The sequence below is a fragment of the Opitutus terrae PB90-1 genome (assembly GCF_000019965.1).
GTDB classification, from domain to species: Bacteria; Verrucomicrobiota; Verrucomicrobiia; order Opitutales; family Opitutaceae; genus Opitutus; species Opitutus terrae.
Genome location: NC_010571.1, coordinates 1,649,876 through 1,670,327, shown reverse-complemented (window position 1 = coordinate 1,670,327; position 20,452 = coordinate 1,649,876). Strand labels below are relative to the sequence as shown.

The following is a 20,452-nucleotide window of genomic DNA, read 5'->3' as shown; positions in this document are numbered from 1 at the left end:
CGCCAAGGCGACGGCGCACACGTTGGCGAGGACGCCTCGCCCTACCTGCAGCACGGTGGTTGGATCGAGACACTTGGCGTCGTTCGCGCCCGCCGTTGGTCAGACGCGCAAAAAACAAGAGCTCTCCCCCAGACACGGGGAGAGCTCTCGGTTTTTTGGATTAACTAAGCGCAGCAGTAACGATCGAACTGCTGCAGAGCACGAACTAGAAGTCGAACGTCGCGGTCAGCACGAACTGGCGCGGATCCTTGATGCGGAACGCATAGGGCGAACCGTCATAGTTGACCTGCGTCACCTGCAGCCCGCCGCTCTCGAAGATGTCATAGACATTCAGCTGGAGCTTCATGCCCACCTTGCCGTTCATGATCTTGCGCTGATAGCCGACCCACACGTCGGTGTACCAGTTGGCGCTGTCGTAGATCGGACGGCTGATGTCCGACAGATCGAGGTAGCCCGGCGTGGCGTTGGCGCCGCTGGACTTGCCGTAGTAGCCGATGACCGAGCGGTCCTCCCAGCGCTGGCTGCCGCCGACGAACCAGCCGCGGAAGCGGTCGTTGTCGAAACTGTAGCTGGTCAGCAGGGCGCCGCGATACTTGCGCTGGTTCGGGGCGGACTGGCCGTTGAGATCGCGGGCCAGCGCATACTGCGGCTGCACGTTCACGTTGTAGTAGTTTTGAACGTTCGTGTTGCCGAACTGATCGTCCAACCGGACCGCCGATTCAAAGCCGTAGCTGGTCAGGAAGTTCGTCAGGTCCACCTCGCGGCCACCCGCATTGGTGTAGCTGGCGAGGTTCTGATACTGCGGCAGCAGGTAGGTCGAAGCCTTGGCGGCCTGCCAGATCGGCGCGCGCACCGCATACCAGGCATCAAACTCCTTCAAGACGTCGGAGTTGACCGTGTTCTGCTTGCCGCCGGTCAGCTTGATCGTCCAGTTCGGCACCGGATTGTAGTTCACGACCATCTCGACACCCTTGGCTTCGCGATTGCCGGTGGCGTAGATGTTGCCGACGTTGCTGTAGTAGTCGTACGGCAGCTGCCAGATTTTCTCCGCGGCGGCCTTGACCTGCTCTTCCTGCTGGGTCGAGAGATTCTGGCCGAAACCGTCGAGTCGCGGATCCATGCCCATGTTGATCATGGAGATTGTCCGGGCCCAGTTGCGGAACAGCGTGGTGTCGACATTGCCGGTCAAACGGCTGATCGACGAACCAGGGCTGAACCGCTCGTTCTGGTTGGTCGCCTCGAACCAGGTCACGCGGGCGAACAGCTTGTTGTCGAGCATCGAGAACTGGAAGCCGATGTCCCGGCCTTCGCCGGTCGGCTTCGGCAGCGGATTGCCAAACGCGTCGACCTGCGCCGATGGCGGCGGGTTGAAGTTGTCGGACTCGTTGTAGCTGATGCCGAAATCGCGGACGAACTGCCAGAACTGCGAACCCGAGTTCGCGCGGCTCTCGATGGAGTGCCAGTTCTTGAACGGCTTGAGCACGGCGCCCTTCGTCGTGGTGTTGCCCGAGAGCTCGTCCCACGGTCCGAACCGGTGGAGCACGAGATCGGTCTGATGAATACCGTTGATCCACTTCTGCTGGTTGGTCAGGGCCGGCGTCACACTGCCGTCGGGATTCTTGATGGTACCAGTCGTCGTAGTGCGGGCGCGATAGTCGTCGCGACGAACGCCGAACGTCGTGATCAGTCGGTCATTCCACAGGTAGTTGGTCATGCCGGCGCTCAGCGACTCGAGTTCGCGCTGGTTGGCACCCGTCGTCGCATCGAAGTCGATGTACTCGGCGGTCATCGGGATGCTCGTGAACGCACTGGTGGCATAGTCGTACACCTGGATGCCGCCCGTGTACGTGGTGTGATCCCACTGACCGGAAGAGGTCGTCACTGCGCCGGCCGGATCGCCGGGGTTCGACAGGTAGTACATATGCCGGTAGGAGGTCGTCTGGCGGTTCCAGCCGGTCGGATTGCCGCTGGCGTCGTTGTTCGAGTTGCGCAGCCAGCGGAATTTGCCCGCCTCGTTGCCCGCCGCGACGTAGTGCAGCCGCTGGCGGATCTTGCTCGTGGTGGTGTCCTGCTTGGACCAGAGGCCGAGCAGTTGATGATGACCGAGCCACTTCAGCCAGCCGTCTTTCTGCCGGAAATCAGGCGTGTAGGCCAGCATCGCGCGGTAGTGGTCATCCTCCTCGGCATCGCGGAACCGGTCCGGATCGATATCCTCAAGGTACACCTGGCCGACGTAGGGATTCGGCGAGCCGTTCGGCAGCCGCGCGTTGGTGTCGACGAACAGCGTCGCCACATTCAACTGCGACACCGGGTAGTGCGACATCGCCTCGAAATCCTGGCGGAACCAGCCGAGGTTGAGGAACAGGTCGTCGGTGATCTCCTGCTCGATTTCGACGTTATACGTCGCATTCTTCTGCTCCGCATAATTCATCTGCAGCAGATTGATGTTTTCCCAGTCGTAGATCGACTTGTCAGTGACACCCGGATACTTGTAGCCGCCGACAAGCGGCTTGGTGTACAACGCGCTGGTGCCGGTCGAGCCCGTGAAGTAGCGGTTGTGGATGTCGGCCCAGGTCGGGTTGGCCCAGATGTTGGCCTTGGTGGGATAGGTCGCGGGATTCGCCGCCGGATTCGTGGCCGTGCCCCACGCCGTGAGATACTGCTGGTTGCCCAAGGGCTGGAACCAGTCGACCAGCGAGCCATTGGAGATCCGCTGGATCGTGCGGGCCTGGTTGACCCAGGTGATACCCGGCACGAAGAGGACGTTCTGTGCCGCGCCGTTGACGATGCCGCCGGTGTTGTTCAGCGCGGCTTCGCTGTTGATGTTGACGCCGGCGTACTGGGTGCGCGCCGCGTTCCAGAGCGCGGGGTTGTAGCCGGGGCTGGCCTCGATGGCCGCGCGGGTATCGTTCGTCACCTGCGTGGCGAAGGCCGAGGCCGACTGGCCGGCGGGCCAGTACAGGCCGCGCGCCGTGCCGTTGACGGTGACCTGCTTGGTCACGGAATCGTAGATCGGGCTGCCGGCGTTCTTCCACTCCGTCACAAAATCGCGCGGCGTGAGAGAGTTCGGGCGCCGGCTGTCGTTGGAGTAGCCTTCCACGCTGGCGCGAATCGTCGTCTTCGCCAGCGGCTTGAAGGTGAGCGTGGCGTATTGCCGGCGGGTGATGTCATACGACGGCTTGCGCTCGAACTGCCGGTCGTCGTACAGCAGCGCGCCGTGGACGGCGAGCTTGTCCTTCCACAGCACCTGGTTGAACGAGAGCGAGGCGCGATAGGACTCGCGATCGTCGAAGCGCAACTGCACGCGGGCGAAATCGCGGTTCAGCACCGCGCGGGCATAGTTCAGATTCACGATGCCGGCCGGGCTGCCCATGCCGAAGAGCATCGAATTCGGACCGCGGTTGATTTCCAGCGAGTCGATGTTGTAGGCGTCCATCGGCACCGCCGAGATCGACGGGTAGAAGTTGATCGCCGTGCTGGGCGTGCCCAAGCCGCGGATGCGGTTGGCGGTGGCATTGGTCGAGGCGATGCCGTTGTTGCCCGGCGTCACGCCGGCGTTCACGTCAATCACGCCGTCGCTCCGCATCGACTGCTGCGCGGGCGTGTAGGTGGAGGATCCCTCCGTGTTGATCTCGTAACGGAACACGTCGTTGATGTCGACCGAAGCCGTGTCCTCGATCTGCTGCTTCGTGATCACCGAGATCGAGGCACCGAGGTCCGCGATGTTGGTGTTCATGCGGCTGCCGGCGAGGGTGTTCTCGGCGTAGTAGCCTTTGTCCTTCGAGGCGTCGACCTCGAATGGCGAGAGCACGATGACATCATCGTCCCCCGGCTGCGCCGCGGTTGCCGGCGGCGGTGGGGTCTGTTGCGCGAAACCAAGCGACGTGAGCGACAGGGTCAGCATCGATGCCAGCAGGCATCGGACTCCGGAATTCGGCGGAGGAACTTTCGTGGTCATGGTGTTTGTTGGGTTTGCTAGGGGTTAGGCCGCGTACCGACGGGTGAAGGAAGAAAGCTTGACGAGTCAGCCGCGCGCGGGGCCAACGACGGAAGGGGTGGTTGGGCGAAGTATGACTGCAACGTAGCGGTGTCACGGACAGCGCAACAATCGGAGCGCGCCTCAGACAGTCCGACTTGGCTGGACGTTTCCGCGGTCCACGCCGCGCGCGCCGCTCGACGGCAGGCTTCAATTGATCGAATTCGATCATTTCCGCGGGCCACACTTGCGTAGGGTTTGACAGCCTCCCCCGGTTGTGTGGCATCACGGGGCCAGTCGGCGTCGTGGCTTTCGCCCTGCGCCCCAACCCCGCCCCTCCATGGCTGATGTTTCGACCCCCACCCCGCCCGCCGCGGTCAACGAATACGAGCGCGAACGCGTCCCCGATTCGGCGCTGAAAGGGCCGACGTCGTTCTGGGGCATGTATGCCGGCGAACACACCGCGGGCACGGAGTTCATGCTCGGGCCGCTCTTCATCGCGTGGGGCGCCACGGCCATCGACGTCATCCTCGGCCTGCTGCTGGGCAACATCCTCGCGGTGCTCACGTGGCGTTTTCTGACCGCTCCGATCGCCACGGACCTGCGCGTGACCCTTTACTACAAGCTCGAGAAAATTTGCGGCCGCCGGCTCGTCTCCCTCTACAACGTGGCGAACGGCGTGCTCTTCTGTTTCCTCGCCGGCGCGATGGTGACCGTGTCCGCCACGGCGGTCGGCGTGCCGTTCCCCGGCGTGAAGATGCCCGCGTTCACCGACATGATGCCGACGGGACTCGCCTGGTGCGTGCTCGTGGTGATCCTCGGTTCGCTGCAGACGATCGTCGCGGTGCGCGGCTACAGCTTCGTCGCGCGCGTCGGCCATCTCGCCGCCCCCTGGATGTTCCTCGTCTTCGTGGCGTGCGGATTGACCACGCTGCCGAAGCTCAGCTCGCTCGATGTTTCCACCATTTGGACCGGCGTGCCGATCGCCGGGCAAACGCGCATCGGGTTCGTCGGCATCGTGCTGTTCGCGTGGCTCTGCAACGCCGCCATGCACCTCGGCATGTCCGACCTCTCCATCCTGCGTTACGCCCGCAAGCCCTCCTCCGGTTGGGCGGCCAGCGCCGGCATGTTCCTCGGTCACTACGTCGCGTGGATCTGCGCCTCACTGCTCTTCGCGCTCGAGCTCCAGCAGCGCGGCAGCAGCGCCTCGAACGCGCCGGGGCCGATGGTGTTCGCCGCGACCGGCTGGGCCGGGCTGATCTGCGTCGTGATCGCCGGCTGGACCACCGCCAACCCGACGATCTACCGCGCCGGTCTCGCTTTCCAGGGCGTGCTGCCGAAGATTTCGCGCAACACCGGCACGATCATCGCCGGCGCCATCGCCACGATCGCCGGCCTGTTCCCCGCCTTCGCGATGAAGCTGCTCGATTTCGTCGGCATCTACGGCACCGTCCTCGCGCCCGTCGGCGCCATCATCGTCATCGATCACTATTTCGCCAAGCGGCTCGGGATCACGCGGGACTGGGCCGAGGCAGCGCGCTCCTCCTTTAATCTGGCCGCGCTGCTGGCGTGGATTCTTCCGGTCGCCGCCTTCTTCTATTTCTACAAGGTCCACCACGTCTTCGCCTCCTACATGACCGTGCCGGTGTGGATCACCTGCGGACTCCTGTATGTGGTGTTCTCGAAGACGCTGCTCCGCCAACCTCGTCCCATTTCAGCATGAAGATCGCGCGTCTCCTCGCCTTGTTCGCTCTGTTGCTGACCGTAGGCCCCGCCGTGCTCTTCGCCGCCGGCGCATTGGCCGACGGCCCGATGAAGGCGCTGATGCTGGTCGGCGCCGTGCTTTGGTTCGCCGCCGCGCCGAAATGGCTGCGCGGCGGCACCGAATAGTTGCCGCGGTCCGCGCCGTGAATCGGAGGGGCGCAGGCTTGCTGCGCCCTGGAGCGGCAACGCCCCTTCGTCGCGACCAAAGCCTCAAGAGCGCCCGTCGCCCCGGCTCGCACGAGAGCCATCCGTGGACCGTCCGACGCACGCCGAGTTGCGCGACGTGCCCGGCTGCAGATCGTCTGCCGCTCCCGCGTCCGAGACGCCGTCCCCCGTCTTTCCCCCATGCACCGTCGCTTCCTTGCCGCCATCCTCCTCGGCGCCCCAGCGCTGCTCGAGTCCGCCGCGGCCGCGCCGGAGACTCCGGCGGCTCCGCCGCCGGCCGCCGCGCAACCGCTCGCCTGGCCCGAGGTGCACCGCGAGACGAAGCCGTGGTCTCGCTGGTGGTGGTTCGGCAACATCGCCGACGAAAAATCGGTCACTGCCCAACTGGAAGCCTGCGCCGCCGCCGGTCTTGGCGGCCTCGAGATCACGCCGATCTATGGCGTGCGCGGATACGAGGATCGGTTCGTACCGTTTCTTTCACCGCGTTGGATGGAGTTGCTGCGGCACACGCTCGTCGAATCACGCCGACTCGGACTGGGCATCGATCTCGCCACCGGCACCGGCTGGCCGTTTGGCGGGCCGTGGCTCCAGCCCGAAGACGTCGCCCACACGCTCGCGCATCGCGTTTATGAAATAAAACCCGGCGAACGATTGGGCGAACCTGTCCGGCTCACCGCCACCGGGCTCGTGCGTGTCGCCGGTCCGCGGCCGGTGAAGCTCGAGGAACTACGCGAGCCGATCACCGCCAACGCAAACCTTCAGGAGCTCGCACTCGATCAAGTGCGGTTTCCAAAACCGATGCGGCTGGTGTCGCTCATGGCTTTCCCGCTCGCCCTCGCCGGCGTCGCACCCACTCCGCTCGACCTCACCTCACGCGTCCGCGCCGACGGCTCGCTCGACTGGACCGCGCCCGCCGACGCGGGCACGTGGACGCTCTACGCGCTGTTCGCAGGTCCGCACGGCAAGATGGTCGAGCGCGCCGCCCCCGGCGGCGAGGGCTTCGCGCTCGATCACTTCTCCTCTACCGCGCTGCGCGCCTACCTCGCCCGCTTCGACGCCGCATTCGCCGAAGGTCACCTGTTAAGTGACCTTCCTTCCGCGGCCGGTGCGGATTCGGCGCCACGGCTGCGCGCGTTCTTCAACGATTCCTACGAGGTCGACGACGCCGACGGCGAAGCGAACTGGACGCCGCGTTTTCTGGAGGAATTCCAAAAACGCCGCGGCTACGACCTACGCGCGCACCTGCCGGAGCTGCTCGCCACCACCGAGAACGACTTCAGCGCGCGCGTGCGCAGCGACTACCGCGAAACGATCTCCGACCTGCTCCTCGACGAATTCACGAATCCGTGGCGCGAGTGGGCGCACCAGCACGGGGCGTTGATCCGCAACCAGGCGCACAACTCGCCGGCGAACATCCTCGATCTCTACGCCGCGAGCGACATTCCCGAGCAGGAGGGCAACGGCTTCCTGGCTATGAAGCTCGCCTCTTCCGCCGCGCACGTCAGCGGCAAGCCGCTCGCGTCGGCCGAAACCGCCACGTGGCTCAACGAGCACTTCCTCACCACGCTCGCCGAACTGAAGCAGAATACCGACGAATTCCTGTTGGCCGGCATCAATCACGTTTGCTACCACGGCACCGCGCTCTCACCGCTCGACGCCGCGTGGCCCGGGTTCAATTTCTACGCGTCAGTCGAACTGAATCCGCTGAACCCGTTCTGGCGCGATTTCACCGCGCTCAACGCCTACGTCGCCCGCGCGCAATCGTTCCTGCAGTCCGGCACGCCGGACGAGGACGTCCTGCTCTATTATAATATCCACGACCGCTGGGCGGAACGCGGCAATGGCCGGATGCCGCACTTCGGCCACGGCGGCCGCGATCCGTCCGGTTCGCTCGCCGCCACCGCCGCCGCGCTGCACGAAGCCGGTGTCGGTTTCGACTATGTGTCCGATCGGCAACTGCAAAAGATCACGCCCGACCGCGCGATCGTGGTGCCGCAAACCACGTTCATGCCCGAGGCGACGCTGGCGCGCCTGGTGGAACTCGCTGCGCAGGGCGCGACCATTCTCTTCGTCGATCATCTTCCCCGCAGCGCGCCCGGGTTGGCGGGGCTCAACGCGTCGGGACGTTTCGAGCAACTCCTGCAGAAGATTCAAACCCAGCTCGCACCCAGCGACGTCCTCAGCGCGGCCAAGCTGGACGGCGGCCAGTTCCTGCTCGGCCCGGGCATTCGCGAATTGCTCGATCGTTGTCCCGGGATCGCGCGTGAATCACTTCGCCCGTTCGGACTCGAATTCGTCCGCCGTCGGACCGACGCCGGCGCGCTCTATTTCCTCGTCAACCGTAGCAACCAACCGATCGACCGCTGGATCCCGCTGCAATCACCCGCCGCCGCGGCCGCGCTCTTCGACCCCATGACCGGCAACGCCGGCCTCGCGGCGATCCACTCGTCCGGTCCGACTGGGAGCGCGAGCATCCCGCCCGCTCATTCAGACGGCGCGCGAGCCTCCCGCGCTCCCACTGAAATCTACCTCCAACTCGCACCCGGCGAATCCTGCGTCGTTCAGCTCCACGCCACACCCGTCGCCGGTCCCGCCTGGCACTACTGGCAGCGCGCCGGCGAACCGCACCTGCTCACCGGCGACTGGTCAGTGACGTTCACGGCCGGCGGCCCCGCGCTTCCCGCCGCCGCGCAACTTCACGCGCTCACCTCGTGGACCGACTTTGCCGGCGAGGCCGGCCGAGCGTTCTCCGGCACTGCCGTCTACACGCGGCGCTTCGCGCGTCCCTCGGGCGACGCGCCGGCGTGGGAGCTCGATCTCGGCACCGTCGGCGACAGCGCGCGCGTGACGCTGAATGGCCGCGAACTCGGCGTCCTGATTCAGCCGCCGTGGCGAGTCGTGATCCCGGCGAACGAATGGCGCGACGAAAACGCCCTCGAGATCGACGTCACCAATCTCGCCGCCAACCGCATCGCCGACCTCGACCGCCGAGGCGCCTCGTGGAAAATTTTCTACAACGCGAATTTCCCCGCGCGTTTTCGCGAAAACGTCGGCCCGGATCGGCAGTTCACGGCCGCGCGCTGGTTGCCGCGCAACTCCGGGCTGCTCGGCCCCGTCAAGCTCACGCCTCTACAGAAATCAGATCCGACCCTGTAGCCGGGGTCGCTGACCCCGGCCCGGCCTCGCCGAAGCCGGCCCACAAAAACATCCCGACCATGCGCCTCACCCCTCTTCTCATGCTCGCCTCCCTCTCCGCCGCGCTCACCGTGTCCGCCTCCGCCGAGAATCTCGTCCTGCCGCTCTGGCCCGAGGGCGTCCCCAACGCCAAGCCGGAACTCGGCCCCGAACGCCTCGAAGAGGGCCGGATCTCCAACGTCTCCGAGCCCACGCTCACCGTCTTCCCGCCCGCCGTGGACCGGCCCAACGGCACCGCCGTCATCATCTGCCCCGGCGGCGGCTACGTCCGGCTCTCGACCCAGCGCGAGGGGGTGCAATACGCGAACTGGCTCAGCACGCTCGGCGTCACGTCCTTCGTGCTGAAATACCGGATGGCGGAGTTCGGTCATCCCGCGCCGCTCCAGGATGTGTTGCGCGCGGTCCGGCTCGTGCGTTCGCGCGCCGCCGAATTCAAGATCGATGCCACCCGCATCGGCGTAATGGGCAGCTCGGCCGGCGGACACCTCAGCGCCAGCGCCGGCACTTTGTTCGATCATCCTGCGGGCAAAACCGGCGCGCCACTCGACGCCGTCTCCGCGCGGCCGGATTTCCTGATCCTGATGTATCCGGTCATCAGCATGGATGATCCGGTCACGCACGTCGGCTCGCGCGAGGCGCTCATCGGCAAGCATCCCCCCGCCGAGCTGCGTGAACTCATGTCGCTGGAAAAACAGGTCACAACCGCCACCCCACCGACACTGCTGATTCACACGCAGGCGGATCAGTCCGTTCCAATCGAGAACAGCATTCGTTTCTTCCAAGCGCTGACGCGCGCCAAAGTGCCCGCCGAGTTCTACGCCTTCGAGCGCGGCAGTCACGGCATGGGCATGCTCGACGGCCTCGGCACGTCCTCCAACTGGCCGGCGCGCGCCGCGGAATGGCTCCGCGCGCGCGATCTGCTCACGACCCGCAAGTAATCCCCTTCGTCAACCCCACCCCCGGTTTCCTTCCATGAGTTCATTCCGCCTCGTCCTTCTTTGCGCCGGCTGCCTCACGCTCGCGCATGCTCAATCCCTGCCCGCCTCGTCCGCCACGGTGACGACCACGCCCACCGTGTCGCCCGAACCGGCACGGCTCGCCCAGCTGCAGTCCGGCCGGATCGCGCCCGCGTATCCGGTGCCTTACGAGCCCGCGACGCCGGAGCAAATCAAGTCCGTCCTCGACCGCGTGCTCACTTATCTCGAGGGTGCCTCCTCCGTGCGCGTCATCGATGCGGCCACGAAGCAGCCGGTCACCGATCTCGCGCAACTCCCCGCCCAACCTCGGCTCGAGCGCACCGACTTCCTGCTCACCAGCTATGAATGGGGCGTCACCTACGCCGGCATGGTGCAGACCGCCGCGGCCACGGGAGACAACCGCTATCGCGACTACGTCGCTACGCGACTGCAGGCGATCACCACGCTCGCCGCGCACCTGAAGCAGCAGACGGCGCCCGCGGACCTGCCACCACGTGAGCGCGGGATCGCGCTGCGACAGGTGATCGACCCGCGCTCGCTCGACGACTCCGGCGCCATGGCAGCCGCGATGATCAAGGCCGCCCGCGCCGGCGTCGCGCCCGACGCGCTCCGTCCGTGGATCGACAACTACCTGGAGTTCATCGCCACGAAACAATTCCGGCTCGCCGACGGCACGCTCGCGCGCAACCGGCCGATGCCCAATTCGCTCTGGCTCGACGATCTCTACATGAGCGTGCCCGCGCTCGCGCAGATGGGCGCGCTCACCGGTGAGACGAAGTATTTCGACGATGCGGTGAAGCAGATCGTCCAGTTCTCCGCGCGGATGTTTGTGCCGGAGAAAAACCTCTACCGGCACGGCTGGGTGCAGGAAATGGATCCGCACCCGGCGTTCCACTGGGCGCGCGCGAACGGCTGGGCGATCGTCGCGATGGCCGAACTGCTCGACGTGCTGCCGGAGAACCATCCGGGCCGTGAGGCGGTGCTCCAGCAATACCGCGCGCATCTCGCCGGACTCGCCGCCACGCAGGGCGGTGACGGACTCTGGCACCAGCTGCTCGATCGCAACGATTCCTACCTAGAGACCTCCGCCTCGGCGATGTTCGTCTACGCCGCCGCGCGCGGGATCAACCGCGGCTGGATCGACGCGAAGGCCTACGGCCCGATGGTCACGCTCGGCTGGAACGCCGTCGCGCAACAGGTCAACGCCATCGGTCAGGTCGAAGGCACCTGCGTCGGCACCGGCATGGGTTTCGATCCGATGTTCTACTACTACCGGCCGACAAGCGTGTTCGCCGCGCACGGCTACGGCCCCGTACTGCTGGCCGGCGCCGAGTTGATCGCACTGCGTCAAGGCAAGGGCGCCGACTCGGTCATCCACGACGGTGGCGTGCATTTCGAGCGCGCCACCGGTCGATGAGATACGGCGCGTTTCTGTAGCCGGGGTCGGTGACCCCGGCCCGGCCTCACCGGGGCCGGCTATAAATTTCATTCTCCTGAGTAATATGAATCTCCGCTCTCTCGTGTTTTTGCTCGCCGCGTCCGCGCTCGCCGCCATCGCGCCAGCCTCCCCCACTTCGCCCGCGCGCATTATGGAAAAGCTTTCGCGCGGCGTCGTCGCGGTGCACGAAGCCGACGGCAGTGTCTTCGTGAGCTGGCGGCTGCTCGCAAGCGATCCCGCCGGCGTTGCTTTCAATGTCTACCGCACGACGGCGCCGCGCGCCGGCGCCGCGAATGACGTCGGGCCGTTCGGCTCCCGGCCCGATCCTGTTGCCGGTACGGTGAAGCTCAACGCGGCGCCGCTCGCGGACGTCACGTGGTTTGTCGATCGGCACGCTGCGCTCGATCGCGAGACGACCTACACCGTGCGTGCCGTCAACGCGGGCGCTGAGGCGGAACCCGACCGCGGCTTCACGCTGCCCGCCGGCGCGTCGCCGCTGCCATATCATTCCGTGCCATTGCAGACGCCCGCCGGCTACACGCCCGGCGACGCCTCGCTCGGCGACCTGGACGGCGATGGCGACTACGAGATCGTGCTGAAACAGGAGCAGAATCCGCAGGACAACTCGCGCTCCGGTGTCACCGGCGAAACGCTGCTGCAGGCCTACACGCTCGCGGGCCGGCTGCTCTGGACGATCAATCTCGGGAAAAACATTCGCGAAGGGGCGCATTACACGCAGTTCATGGTCTACGACCTCGACAGCGACGGCCGCGCCGAGGTCGCCTGCAAGACCGCTGACGGCACGATCGACGGCACCGGCAAAATCATTGGCGATCCGAACGCCGACCATCGCAACGCGCAGGGCCACATCCTCCAGGGCCCGGAGTTTCTCACGATCTTCGATGGTCGCACCGGCGCGGCGCTAGCGACGACGGATTACGTTCCGCCGCGGCATCCGACCAAGCTCGAGCCGACCGGCGATGAGTTGAAGGCGATCTGGGGCGACGGCTACGGCAACCGTAGCGATCGCTATCTCGCCTGTGTCGCGTACCTCGACGGCGAGCGGCCGAGCCTGGTCATGTGCCGCGGCTATTACACCCGCGCCGTACTCGCCGCGTGGGACTGGCGCGACGGCAAGCTGACCCAGCGGTGGGTGTTCGACAGCGACGATGGCACGCCGGGCAACGAGCGCTATCGTGGACAGGGCAATCACAACCTCTCCGTCGCCGATGTAGACGAGGACGGCCGCGACGAAATCATCTACGGCGCTGCCGTCATCGACGATAGCGGCCGCGGGCTCTACTCGACCGGCTGGGGCCACGGCGACGTGATCCACGTTTCCGATCTCACGCCCGCAAATCCTGGGCTCGAGATCTTCGACATCCAGGAACGCTTTGACGCGCAGGGCATGAGCGTGCGCGATGCGCGCACGGGCCGGCCGATTTTCACGGTGCCTTCGGTCAAGGCCGCCGATTCCGGCGGCGACAAAGGCGAAGGGCCGGGCCGCGGCAACGCGTTCAACATCGATCCGCGTTACCCGGGCGCCGAATGCTGGGCCGCGGGCGCCGGCATGGACGGCGTGTTCGATGCGGCCGGCAACCGCATCCTGGAAAAACGTCCGCGCGGTTTCCCCTGCAATTTCGGCATTCTGTGGGACGGCGACCTGCTCCACGAACTGCTCGATCAGAATCGAATCGTGAAATGGAACTGGGAACGCGAGGAGATCGAGCCGCTGCTGGTCGCGCACGCCTGCACGTCGAACAACGGTACGAAGGCCACGCCGGCCGTCAGCGCTGATCTGTGGGGTGATTGGCGCGAAGAAGTCATCTGGCGGACGCGCGACAATCGCGAACTGCGGATCTACACTTCGACGATTCCGACGAAGCACCGGCTGGTCACGTTGATGCACGATCCGGTTTACCGGCTCGCGATCGCGTGGCAGAACGTCGCCTACAACCAGCCGCCGCATCCGAGTTTTTACCTCGACGAATCCGCGCCGCTTCCGCCCGCGCCGAAGATCACCTTCCCCGCCGCGCACTGACTCGTTGTGGCCCGGGCGTCTTGCCCGGTCCCAACAGATTACGTCGAGGATGCCTGCGTCCTGTAGGGCCGCCGCTCACGCGGCCGTTCCGAACTCAACGATCGTCGTGATCAGCGACCAGTCGTCCAACACCACGAGTTCCCGCAACGAGCCCGTGCATTCGATCCGCACCTGATCGGGGATGGCTCGACTAGCCGTTCGGATCGCTGCCGTGCTGAAAAGCGCCAGCGGGCCCTGCGGGATCAGCCACCGCCCGCGGTTGTGACTCCTGACGAGGAGTCCGCAGTCGGTACGCCGCTTGCTTCCACTTCCGCGCCGCTGGCCAGCGCCTCGACCATTCGCTGGTAGCGGCTTCGGTCCGCGAGCCGCTGGAGAGTCGCAAGCTGCACCGGTGCAAGCACCCCCTGCGCTTGGGTGAGGATCGTCTCCCAATTCAGCTCGCGGGGTTTCCCAACTATCCCGGTCACCTTCATCTGCCCGGTATTCGCCGCGACGATTCGGATGAGCTGCTCCGCTTGAGCGGCGCTCAGTGGCACATCGGTGTAGTAAAGGTTGCCGGCCAGCAGGCTGATCGTCTCATGGGCATCGCTGCTCTGTTCATACGGGCCTAGTTGCATCAGTCCCTCTTCGCCGATCGCCGACCTGAGCCGGGCCGTCAGGCTGTCCATCGCCGGCTTCACCAAACCGGCCAGCTTTGGGTCCGTTTCGCGCAGCCCCTGCTCGGCGGCAAGCGCCGTCGTTTCCATATTGGTTTGCAGCCACTCGCACATCGCGTCCTCGAACTCAGCGATCTGCCCGGAAGAGAGCCGCAAGGAACGATAGAATGGACCATACTTCAACCCCATGTTCGCGCGTTGGCGCTGCAGCTCCGCGTCTCGGAAGGCAGGATTACGGTTAAGCATCTGAAGAATGGAGCTCTTCGCCGGCTGCTGAACCGCAGGTGCTGTCGTGGCCCCCTTGGTGGCTCGCGTTGCAGCGGATCCCACACCGCTCTCGGTCGCGCCGTTCGCGACGGTGCCTCGCGAGGGCGCGACGCCGCCGGCCCGGATTTGGTCTGGCGCTTGTGCCCCCTTCTCTATTGCGCCCAAGCGCGCTTGCAGGGCATCTCGCTCGCGACTGACGTTCGCCAGCGCGCTCTCGACCTCCCGTACTGTCGCCGCCTGCCAAAGGGAGGTGCCCACTCCACCCATGCTCAGCGCAGCCGCGAGACCCACAATCACTTTGGTGTTGTTCATCGAAATCAAAAGCCCTGCGAGACCCGCACCTCCTGTTCCCGTCGCGGTCCCGGAGAGCGCCGCGATGGTGATGCTGGACGCCAGGTTCGCCGGCGCACCCGCCGCAGCGGAATTCGCGAGCACGGCACCAAGTGCTGTCGTCGTCGAGGTGACACCCCGACGAGCCAGTCGCGCCCGCAGCCGCTCGAGCGCGCGGTCGATCCGCATCCGCGCGGCGTTTTCGGAAACACTCAGCCGCGCGCCCACCTCGGCCAGCGATATTCCCATGAAGTACCGTAACAGCACCGCTTCGCGATCCGCCGGCTTCAATTCGCTGAGCGCGTCGTCAAGCACTGGCCGCACCCGATCCCATTCCACCTCCGCCCTCCTCGGATCATCGTGCATGGCGTTCGCCTCCCTTTCGCGGATCAACCGGCGCGCCTCGGCCCGACGATGATCTTTGGCGACATAGCGCGTCGCGGTGTGCAGCCAGCCGGCCAACATCTCGTGGCCCTGCAGTCGGCCGGCCTTCTGGGCCACCAATACGAACACGGCTTGCGTGATGTCTTCCGCGACATCTCGGCGCCCGCCGCTTTGGCGGAGGGCGGTATGATAAACCACGTCGATGTATCGCTGCACCAGCTCGGCGAATGCCGCCTCCGAACGCTGCGCGCTGTAGCGATGCAGAAGTTCCGTGTCCGTCGGTGTCATCCACCCTTTCTATGGCCGCGAGGCGGCAAAGCGCACAGAATTTCTCATTGGCCTCCAATGTGGCGCGGGCATCACTCCCAGTGAGCGGGGCGCGACGCCCTCGTCGCGTCGCTTCTCCACCGGTGCTCTCGGCCGGGACGAAGGCGTCGCGGCTCCATTCACGCGTTGGGTGTAGCCGGGAGCGCCGCCGGCATAGGAGCGCAGGCCTCCCGCCCGCTTCTTTCCCACGCACTTACAGCCGCCGAAGCCCTCCAGTTACCGTTTACTCACACCCACTTGAGGCGTGCGGGTCCCGGCCGCAGGGAGCAGTGATTGGTCTGGCAGTTCTGAGATGAAACGCGTCCACCGGCTAAGCTTGTCTGCGCCGCTCTCGCCATAACGTTCCTGATACGAGGCGTAGTAGTAACCTTCCGGCGTCCGAACAACCCGCGTGAGGCCATTCTCGCCGCGTTGCGGGAGATGATGCTTCAAGACAAAAGACTCCGGCGTCCCTTCAACGTTGTAGGTCGCGCCAGAGTCATACGCTTTCACGGCCTCGAAGTTCTTCCGCACACTTTCCAAAGAAAACCTCTCATGGCCGAAACCGAACCCGAGCAACTCATTCCATTTCTTCTTCTCCACAACCCCTGGCGTGAATCTCATCCAGTAACTCCCATCCGGGGCAGATCCCGCTTCGTGCAATACCCACGTCGAGCCATCGGACGCTTTATAGGTAGTGGCCGTCGATTCTGGAAACACCGACCGATGAGTAGTTGGCACGGACGTGCAAGCGCACAGCGCCACAGAGCACACCCACAAAATCATTGGGACCTTCATCGGCGGAATTTCTTTTGCGGCAGGATGGTCCCGGTGTCACGAGGCAATTCCCATAGCGGGCGGCCCCTCCTCCGCTCCACCCGGACGGTTCGCACGCGCGCACCTTCGCCGCGCCGGCTGCGTCCTGCATGACTAACCGTACCGTTCGCTGCCCCATGAATTTCGTTCCCCGTTTGCTCGGCGCCTTCGCGTTCGCACTCGTCGCGCTGTCCAGTGCCGCGCTCCAAAAGCCCGACATCACCTACCCCATCTTCCAATTCCCGGCCGACCGGATTCCCCGCGTCGACGGCGATGCTGCCGATTGGGCGATGGTTCCGGAGAGTTACGTGGTCGGCAGGGATCAGCTCAAGAATTTCGGCAAACAGCCGCCGGCCGCCGGCGACAAGACCCTCGCCGTTCGCGTGCGCGTCGGCTGGGTCAAGGGGCTGAACCGGCTCTACTTCCTTTACGAGGCGGAGGACGATTTCTGGGACTTCGCCGATCCCGGACTGCGCAACGACACGTTCGAAATCATCGTCGATGGCGACGCCTCGGGCGGACTGTTGGTGGACCGCGGTCACAAGGAGCTGTGGACGCCGGAACACGTCGGCGCCGCCGCGGCGACCCCCGACGACCGCATCAGCGTCGACGCTGCGAACTGGGCGATTCACGGCGTGCACGCGCAGAACTACCACGTCTTCACGCCCGCGGTGAACAAGGATTGGGCGCTCGCGTGGGGCGCGCCGACGTGGATCAAGGAACTCCCCTGGGCCAACGCCGCGCAGTCGTTCGCGTTCAAACCCGGCGAGCCGGGCAAACTCACGCTCGAATTCTGGGTCACCCCCTTCGACTACGCCGGTCCCGAAGGTCCGGCCCGCGCAGTCGAATCGGTCCTCAGCGAGAGCAAGATCATCGGGCTCAGCTGGATCGTGATCGACTACGACGGGAAAACGCCGCGCGGGTTCTGGACGCTCTCGCCCCAGCGCACCGCCTACGGCGACGCCTCCGAACTCTGCGCGTTCAAGCTCATGCCACTCGAGCCCGCGCTCCAGCCGAAGCTCGCCGCCCAATGGTCGTGGAGCATCGTCGACATGGACCGCCGGCTCGCCGCGTTCAAGGACGAGTCCGTCGGCCGGATCACCTCGTGGCATTGGGATTTTGGTGACGGCACGACTTCGACCGAACAACACCCGCAGCACGCCTACGCCAAGCCCGGCAGCTACGTGGTGATTCTCGACCTTACCGGGCCCGACGGCACCGCGCGCCGCTCGAAGATTTGGGACATCCAGTTCAAATAACCGATTGATCGGCGCGCACTCCCACGGCAGCCCGAGGGGTATCGCCCATGGAGCGGCCCCGCCCTCGTCGACGGGTTCGAGACGCGACGCGGGCATCGCGTCCCCAGTCCAAGCAACATTTTCTCCGTTCGCCCACCGTTACGTTCGTTCACCTCTTCCCATGAAACCCCGCCTGCTTTTTGTCGGCTTGTTCGTAGCGTTCGCTGCCTTCCGCGCCGTGGCCGCGCCGCTGCCCCATCTCGAAACCCGCGGTGCCGCCACCCAGCTGATTGTCGACGGCCAGCCGTATCTGATCCTCGGTGGCGAGATCACCAACACCGCCTCCTCGGATCCGGACACCCTGGACGCGGTTTGGCCCAATCTTGCACGGCTCAATCTCAACACCGTGCTCGTGCCGGTGGCGTGGGATTGGGTGGAGCCCGTCGAAGGCCAGTTTGACTTCAGCCTCGTCGATCGCCTGCTGGCCGGTGCGCGCACGCACCACTTGCGAATCTGTTTCCTGTGGTTCGGCTCGTGGAAGAACGGACTCTCGAGCTTCGCGCCCGCGTGGGTGAAGCGCGATCAAACGCGCTTCCCTCGCGTTCGGATCGCGTCAGGCCGATCAGTCGAAATCCTCTCGCCCTTCAGCGCCGAGGCGGAGCGCGCCGACACGCGCGCCTACGTGCGTTTCCTGCAACACGTCGCGCGCGTCGACGCTGAGCACCACACCGTCTTGATGATCCAGCTGCAGAACGAGGTCGGCGTGCTGGGCGATTCGCGCGACCGTAGCGACGCCGCCAATGCCGCCTTCGCTGCCGCCGTGCCCGCGGAGTTGATGACGTACCTCACCGCGCACCGCAGCTCGCTCTCGCCCGCGCTCGCCCAGCTTTGGTCAACCGCCGGCGGCAAAACGACCGGCACGTGGACCGAGGTTTTCGGCGACGGCCCCGCGACCGACGAGCTCTTCATGGCTTGGCAGTACGGTCGGTTCATGGGGACGATGGCCGCCTCCGGCAAAGCCGTGCACCCGCTGCCGGTGTTCACCAACACCTGGATCGTGCAGCCCGAGGACCGCGCTCCCGGCGATTATCCCAGCGGTGGTCCGCAGCCACTTTCGCTCGATGTCTGGAAAGCGGCCTGCGGTGAGCCCGGCCCAACCGGCGCGTCTGCGATCGATTTCCACGCGCCCGACATCTACCTGCTGAATTTCGCCGAACACGTCGCCGCGTTCCACCGCGCGGACAATCCGCTCTTCGTGCCCGAATCGCGTGGCAACGAACAGGGCGTCGCGAACGCGTTCTACTGCATCGGCGCGCACGCGTCGCTCGGCTATTCGCCGTTCGCGATCGATCGGCTGGAACGTCTGGCGCCCGCTCAGCCGACCGGCGCGGCGTCCGGCGGCGCACTCGAAACGCTCCCGCTGGCGCGCGGCTACGCCGTGCTGCGCGACCTGAGCCCCTGGATCCTTGCGCATCAGGCGCGCGGCACGATCGCCGCGGTGCGGCTCACCAAGGACGCACCCGCACGGGAAATTGCGCTGGGCGACCATACGTTGCGCTTTGCGCTGCGCCAGAACCGCAGCGGCGCGCCCGCGACCGAATTGGGTTTCGCGCTGACATTCGCGCTCGGCGCCGACGAATTCCTGATCGCCGGGCAGGACGTGCAGGTGACGTTTGCCCCGCGCACGCCGGGCCCCGCGATCGACGGCATCGCGGCTGCCGAAACCGGCGCCATGCGCGATGGGCGCTGGATACCAGGACGCAAGATGAACGGCGACGATATCGTGCTGAATTACCACCTCGCCGAGGCCGCCGCGGAGAATCAGTCCGGTAGCGGGCTCCGCTTCGGACCGGATGGTCCCACGCTCCAGCGCGTGGCGCTCTACCGCTACGAGTAACCGATCCGAACGGGCCCGGGCGTCCCACCCGTGGACGGCTCCACCCGCCGCCCGCGCATCCGCTTGCCCGCACAGCGTCAGGGTGTTACCGATCAACCCGTCGCAGCGTCACTTTGGATCATCATGCGTTCGACCTTTGCTTTCCTTGCCCTGTGTCTCACCGCATCGCCGAGCAGCGCCAAAGCCAGCGACTCCCGGCTGGCACTACCCTCGATGCATGACCCGTCGCCCGAATCGGGCTGGCGCGGATTCTGGCTGCTTCCGAAATCCTTTCAGCAGAACCCGGAACTCGAGATGACCGTGTTCAGCGAGGTCACCGACCTCGGCCGTTCGCTGCCCACCGCGACGCCGGAAGAACCGGTCTACTATGTCGGTCACAACGGCGGATTCACCGAGCGCGGTGACCACATGGGCGAGCGCCCGCCCGCGGCGAACTACCTTGGCCAGGTGCTGCGTCACGCGCTCACCACCAATGGCTATCAGCCCGCGACGGCTCAGCACCCCGCGTCGCTGCTCCTCATCTTCCACTGGGGATCGCACCACGCGATGGATCGCGAGATGCGGGTGATGTTTCCCGAGTTGTCCCGCCGGCACTTTCTCGAACGCGCGAAGCTCGTCGGCGGCCGTCGTTTCGAGTCCAGCGTCTCCCGCCGGATTTCGTTCGGCGATTTTCTCACCGACCACACTGCCGACGTTGAATTTCTCGCCGATCAGGCGAACCTCGGCGTCTACTTTGCGGTCGTCTCGGCGTACGATCTCGCGAGCCATCGCCAGGGCCGGCGGCAGTTGGTGTGGCGCACCAGTCTCACCGTCAACACCAGCGGTGTTTCGATGGTCGATACGTTGCCAGCGCTCATCCTCACCGCCGCACCCAGCTTCGGTCGCGACATGCGCGCGCCGGACGTCGTCTGTCGCCGCGTGCGGCGCGGGGTGGTCGAATATGGCCCGCCGGTGGTCGTGGAATCCGACGTCTCGCTGGCGACTCCTTCGTTGGATTGATCG

The 20,452-nt window shown here is 65.6% G+C and carries 12 protein-coding genes; 9 read left to right on the top strand and 3 right to left on the bottom strand.

Annotation, left to right across the window (positions count from 1 at the left end; genetic code table 11):
* Positions 1-205: 205 nt before the first annotated feature.
* The gene (locus OTER_RS06825; RefSeq protein WP_083767646.1) at positions 206-3,958 is read right to left on the bottom strand and encodes a TonB-dependent receptor plug domain-containing protein; all 3,753 of its coding nucleotides are present in this window, start codon (positions 3,956-3,958) and stop codon (positions 206-208) included.
* Between the two features lie 358 nt (positions 3,959-4,316).
* On the opposite strand from OTER_RS06825, the gene OTER_RS06820 reads away from it, so the two are divergent.
* The 6 genes from OTER_RS06820 to OTER_RS06800 all read left to right on the top strand — a co-directional run bounded on the left by OTER_RS06820 (position 4,317) and on the right by OTER_RS06800 (position 13,556).
* The gene (locus OTER_RS06820; protein ID WP_012374171.1) at positions 4,317-5,699 is read left to right on the top strand and encodes a purine-cytosine permease family protein; all 1,383 of its coding nucleotides are present in this window, start codon (positions 4,317-4,319) and stop codon (positions 5,697-5,699) included.
* The gene (locus OTER_RS26135; protein WP_012374170.1) at positions 5,696-5,866 is read left to right on the top strand and encodes a hypothetical protein; all 171 of its coding nucleotides are present in this window, start codon (positions 5,696-5,698) and stop codon (positions 5,864-5,866) included. The genes OTER_RS06820 and OTER_RS26135 overlap by 4 nt, the downstream gene beginning before the upstream one ends.
* Before the next feature lie 219 nt (positions 5,867-6,085).
* Positions 6,086-9,061: a glycosyl hydrolase gene (locus tag OTER_RS06815; RefSeq protein WP_012374169.1), complete on the top strand. Its 2,976-nt coding sequence runs from the start codon at positions 6,086-6,088 to the stop codon at positions 9,059-9,061.
* Positions 9,062-9,141: 80 nt separating this feature from the next.
* A complete protein-coding gene (locus OTER_RS06810; RefSeq protein ID WP_237702459.1) occupies positions 9,142-10,038 on the top strand; it encodes an alpha/beta hydrolase in 897 nt (298 codons plus the stop codon).
* A gap of 34 nt (positions 10,039-10,072) precedes the next feature.
* Complete coding sequence (locus OTER_RS06805) at positions 10,073-11,494, top strand: glycoside hydrolase family 88/105 protein (protein WP_012374167.1); 1,422 nt, start codon at positions 10,073-10,075, stop codon at positions 11,492-11,494.
* An 85-nt stretch (positions 11,495-11,579) separates the two neighbouring features.
* Positions 11,580-13,556, top strand: a complete 1,977-nt coding sequence (locus OTER_RS06800) for a rhamnogalacturonan lyase (protein WP_012374166.1) — start codon at positions 11,580-11,582, stop codon at positions 13,554-13,556.
* Positions 13,557-13,798: 242 nt separating this feature from the next.
* On the opposite strand, the gene OTER_RS06795 is transcribed toward OTER_RS06800, so the two are convergent.
* Together OTER_RS06795 and OTER_RS06790 are read right to left on the bottom strand one after the other, a co-directional pair.
* Complete coding sequence (locus OTER_RS06795; RefSeq protein WP_012374165.1) at positions 13,799-15,481, bottom strand: RNA polymerase sigma factor; 1,683 nt, start codon at positions 15,479-15,481, stop codon at positions 13,799-13,801.
* A gap of 255 nt (positions 15,482-15,736) precedes the next feature.
* Positions 15,737-16,123: a hypothetical protein gene (locus tag OTER_RS06790; protein ID WP_012374164.1), complete on the bottom strand. Its 387-nt coding sequence runs from the start codon at positions 16,121-16,123 to the stop codon at positions 15,737-15,739.
* Between the two features lie 329 nt (positions 16,124-16,452).
* Between OTER_RS06790 and OTER_RS06785 the strand changes: the two genes are divergently transcribed.
* The 3 genes from OTER_RS06785 (at position 16,453) to OTER_RS06775 (ending at position 20,449) form a co-directional block, all read left to right on the top strand.
* Positions 16,453-17,574, top strand: a complete 1,122-nt coding sequence (locus OTER_RS06785; RefSeq protein WP_012374163.1) for a PKD domain-containing protein — start codon at positions 16,453-16,455, stop codon at positions 17,572-17,574.
* Between the two features lie 160 nt (positions 17,575-17,734).
* Positions 17,735-19,450 (top strand): GH35 family beta-galactosidase, encoded by a 1,716-nt coding sequence (locus OTER_RS06780; protein WP_012374162.1) that lies wholly within the window; start codon positions 17,735-17,737, stop codon positions 19,448-19,450.
* Positions 19,451-19,573: 123 nt separating this feature from the next.
* Positions 19,574-20,449 carry a hypothetical protein gene (locus tag OTER_RS06775; protein ID WP_148218037.1) on the top strand — a complete coding sequence of 292 codons (876 nt, stop codon included), beginning with the start codon at positions 19,574-19,576 and terminating at the stop codon, positions 20,447-20,449.
* Positions 20,450-20,452: the final 3 nt, after the last annotated feature.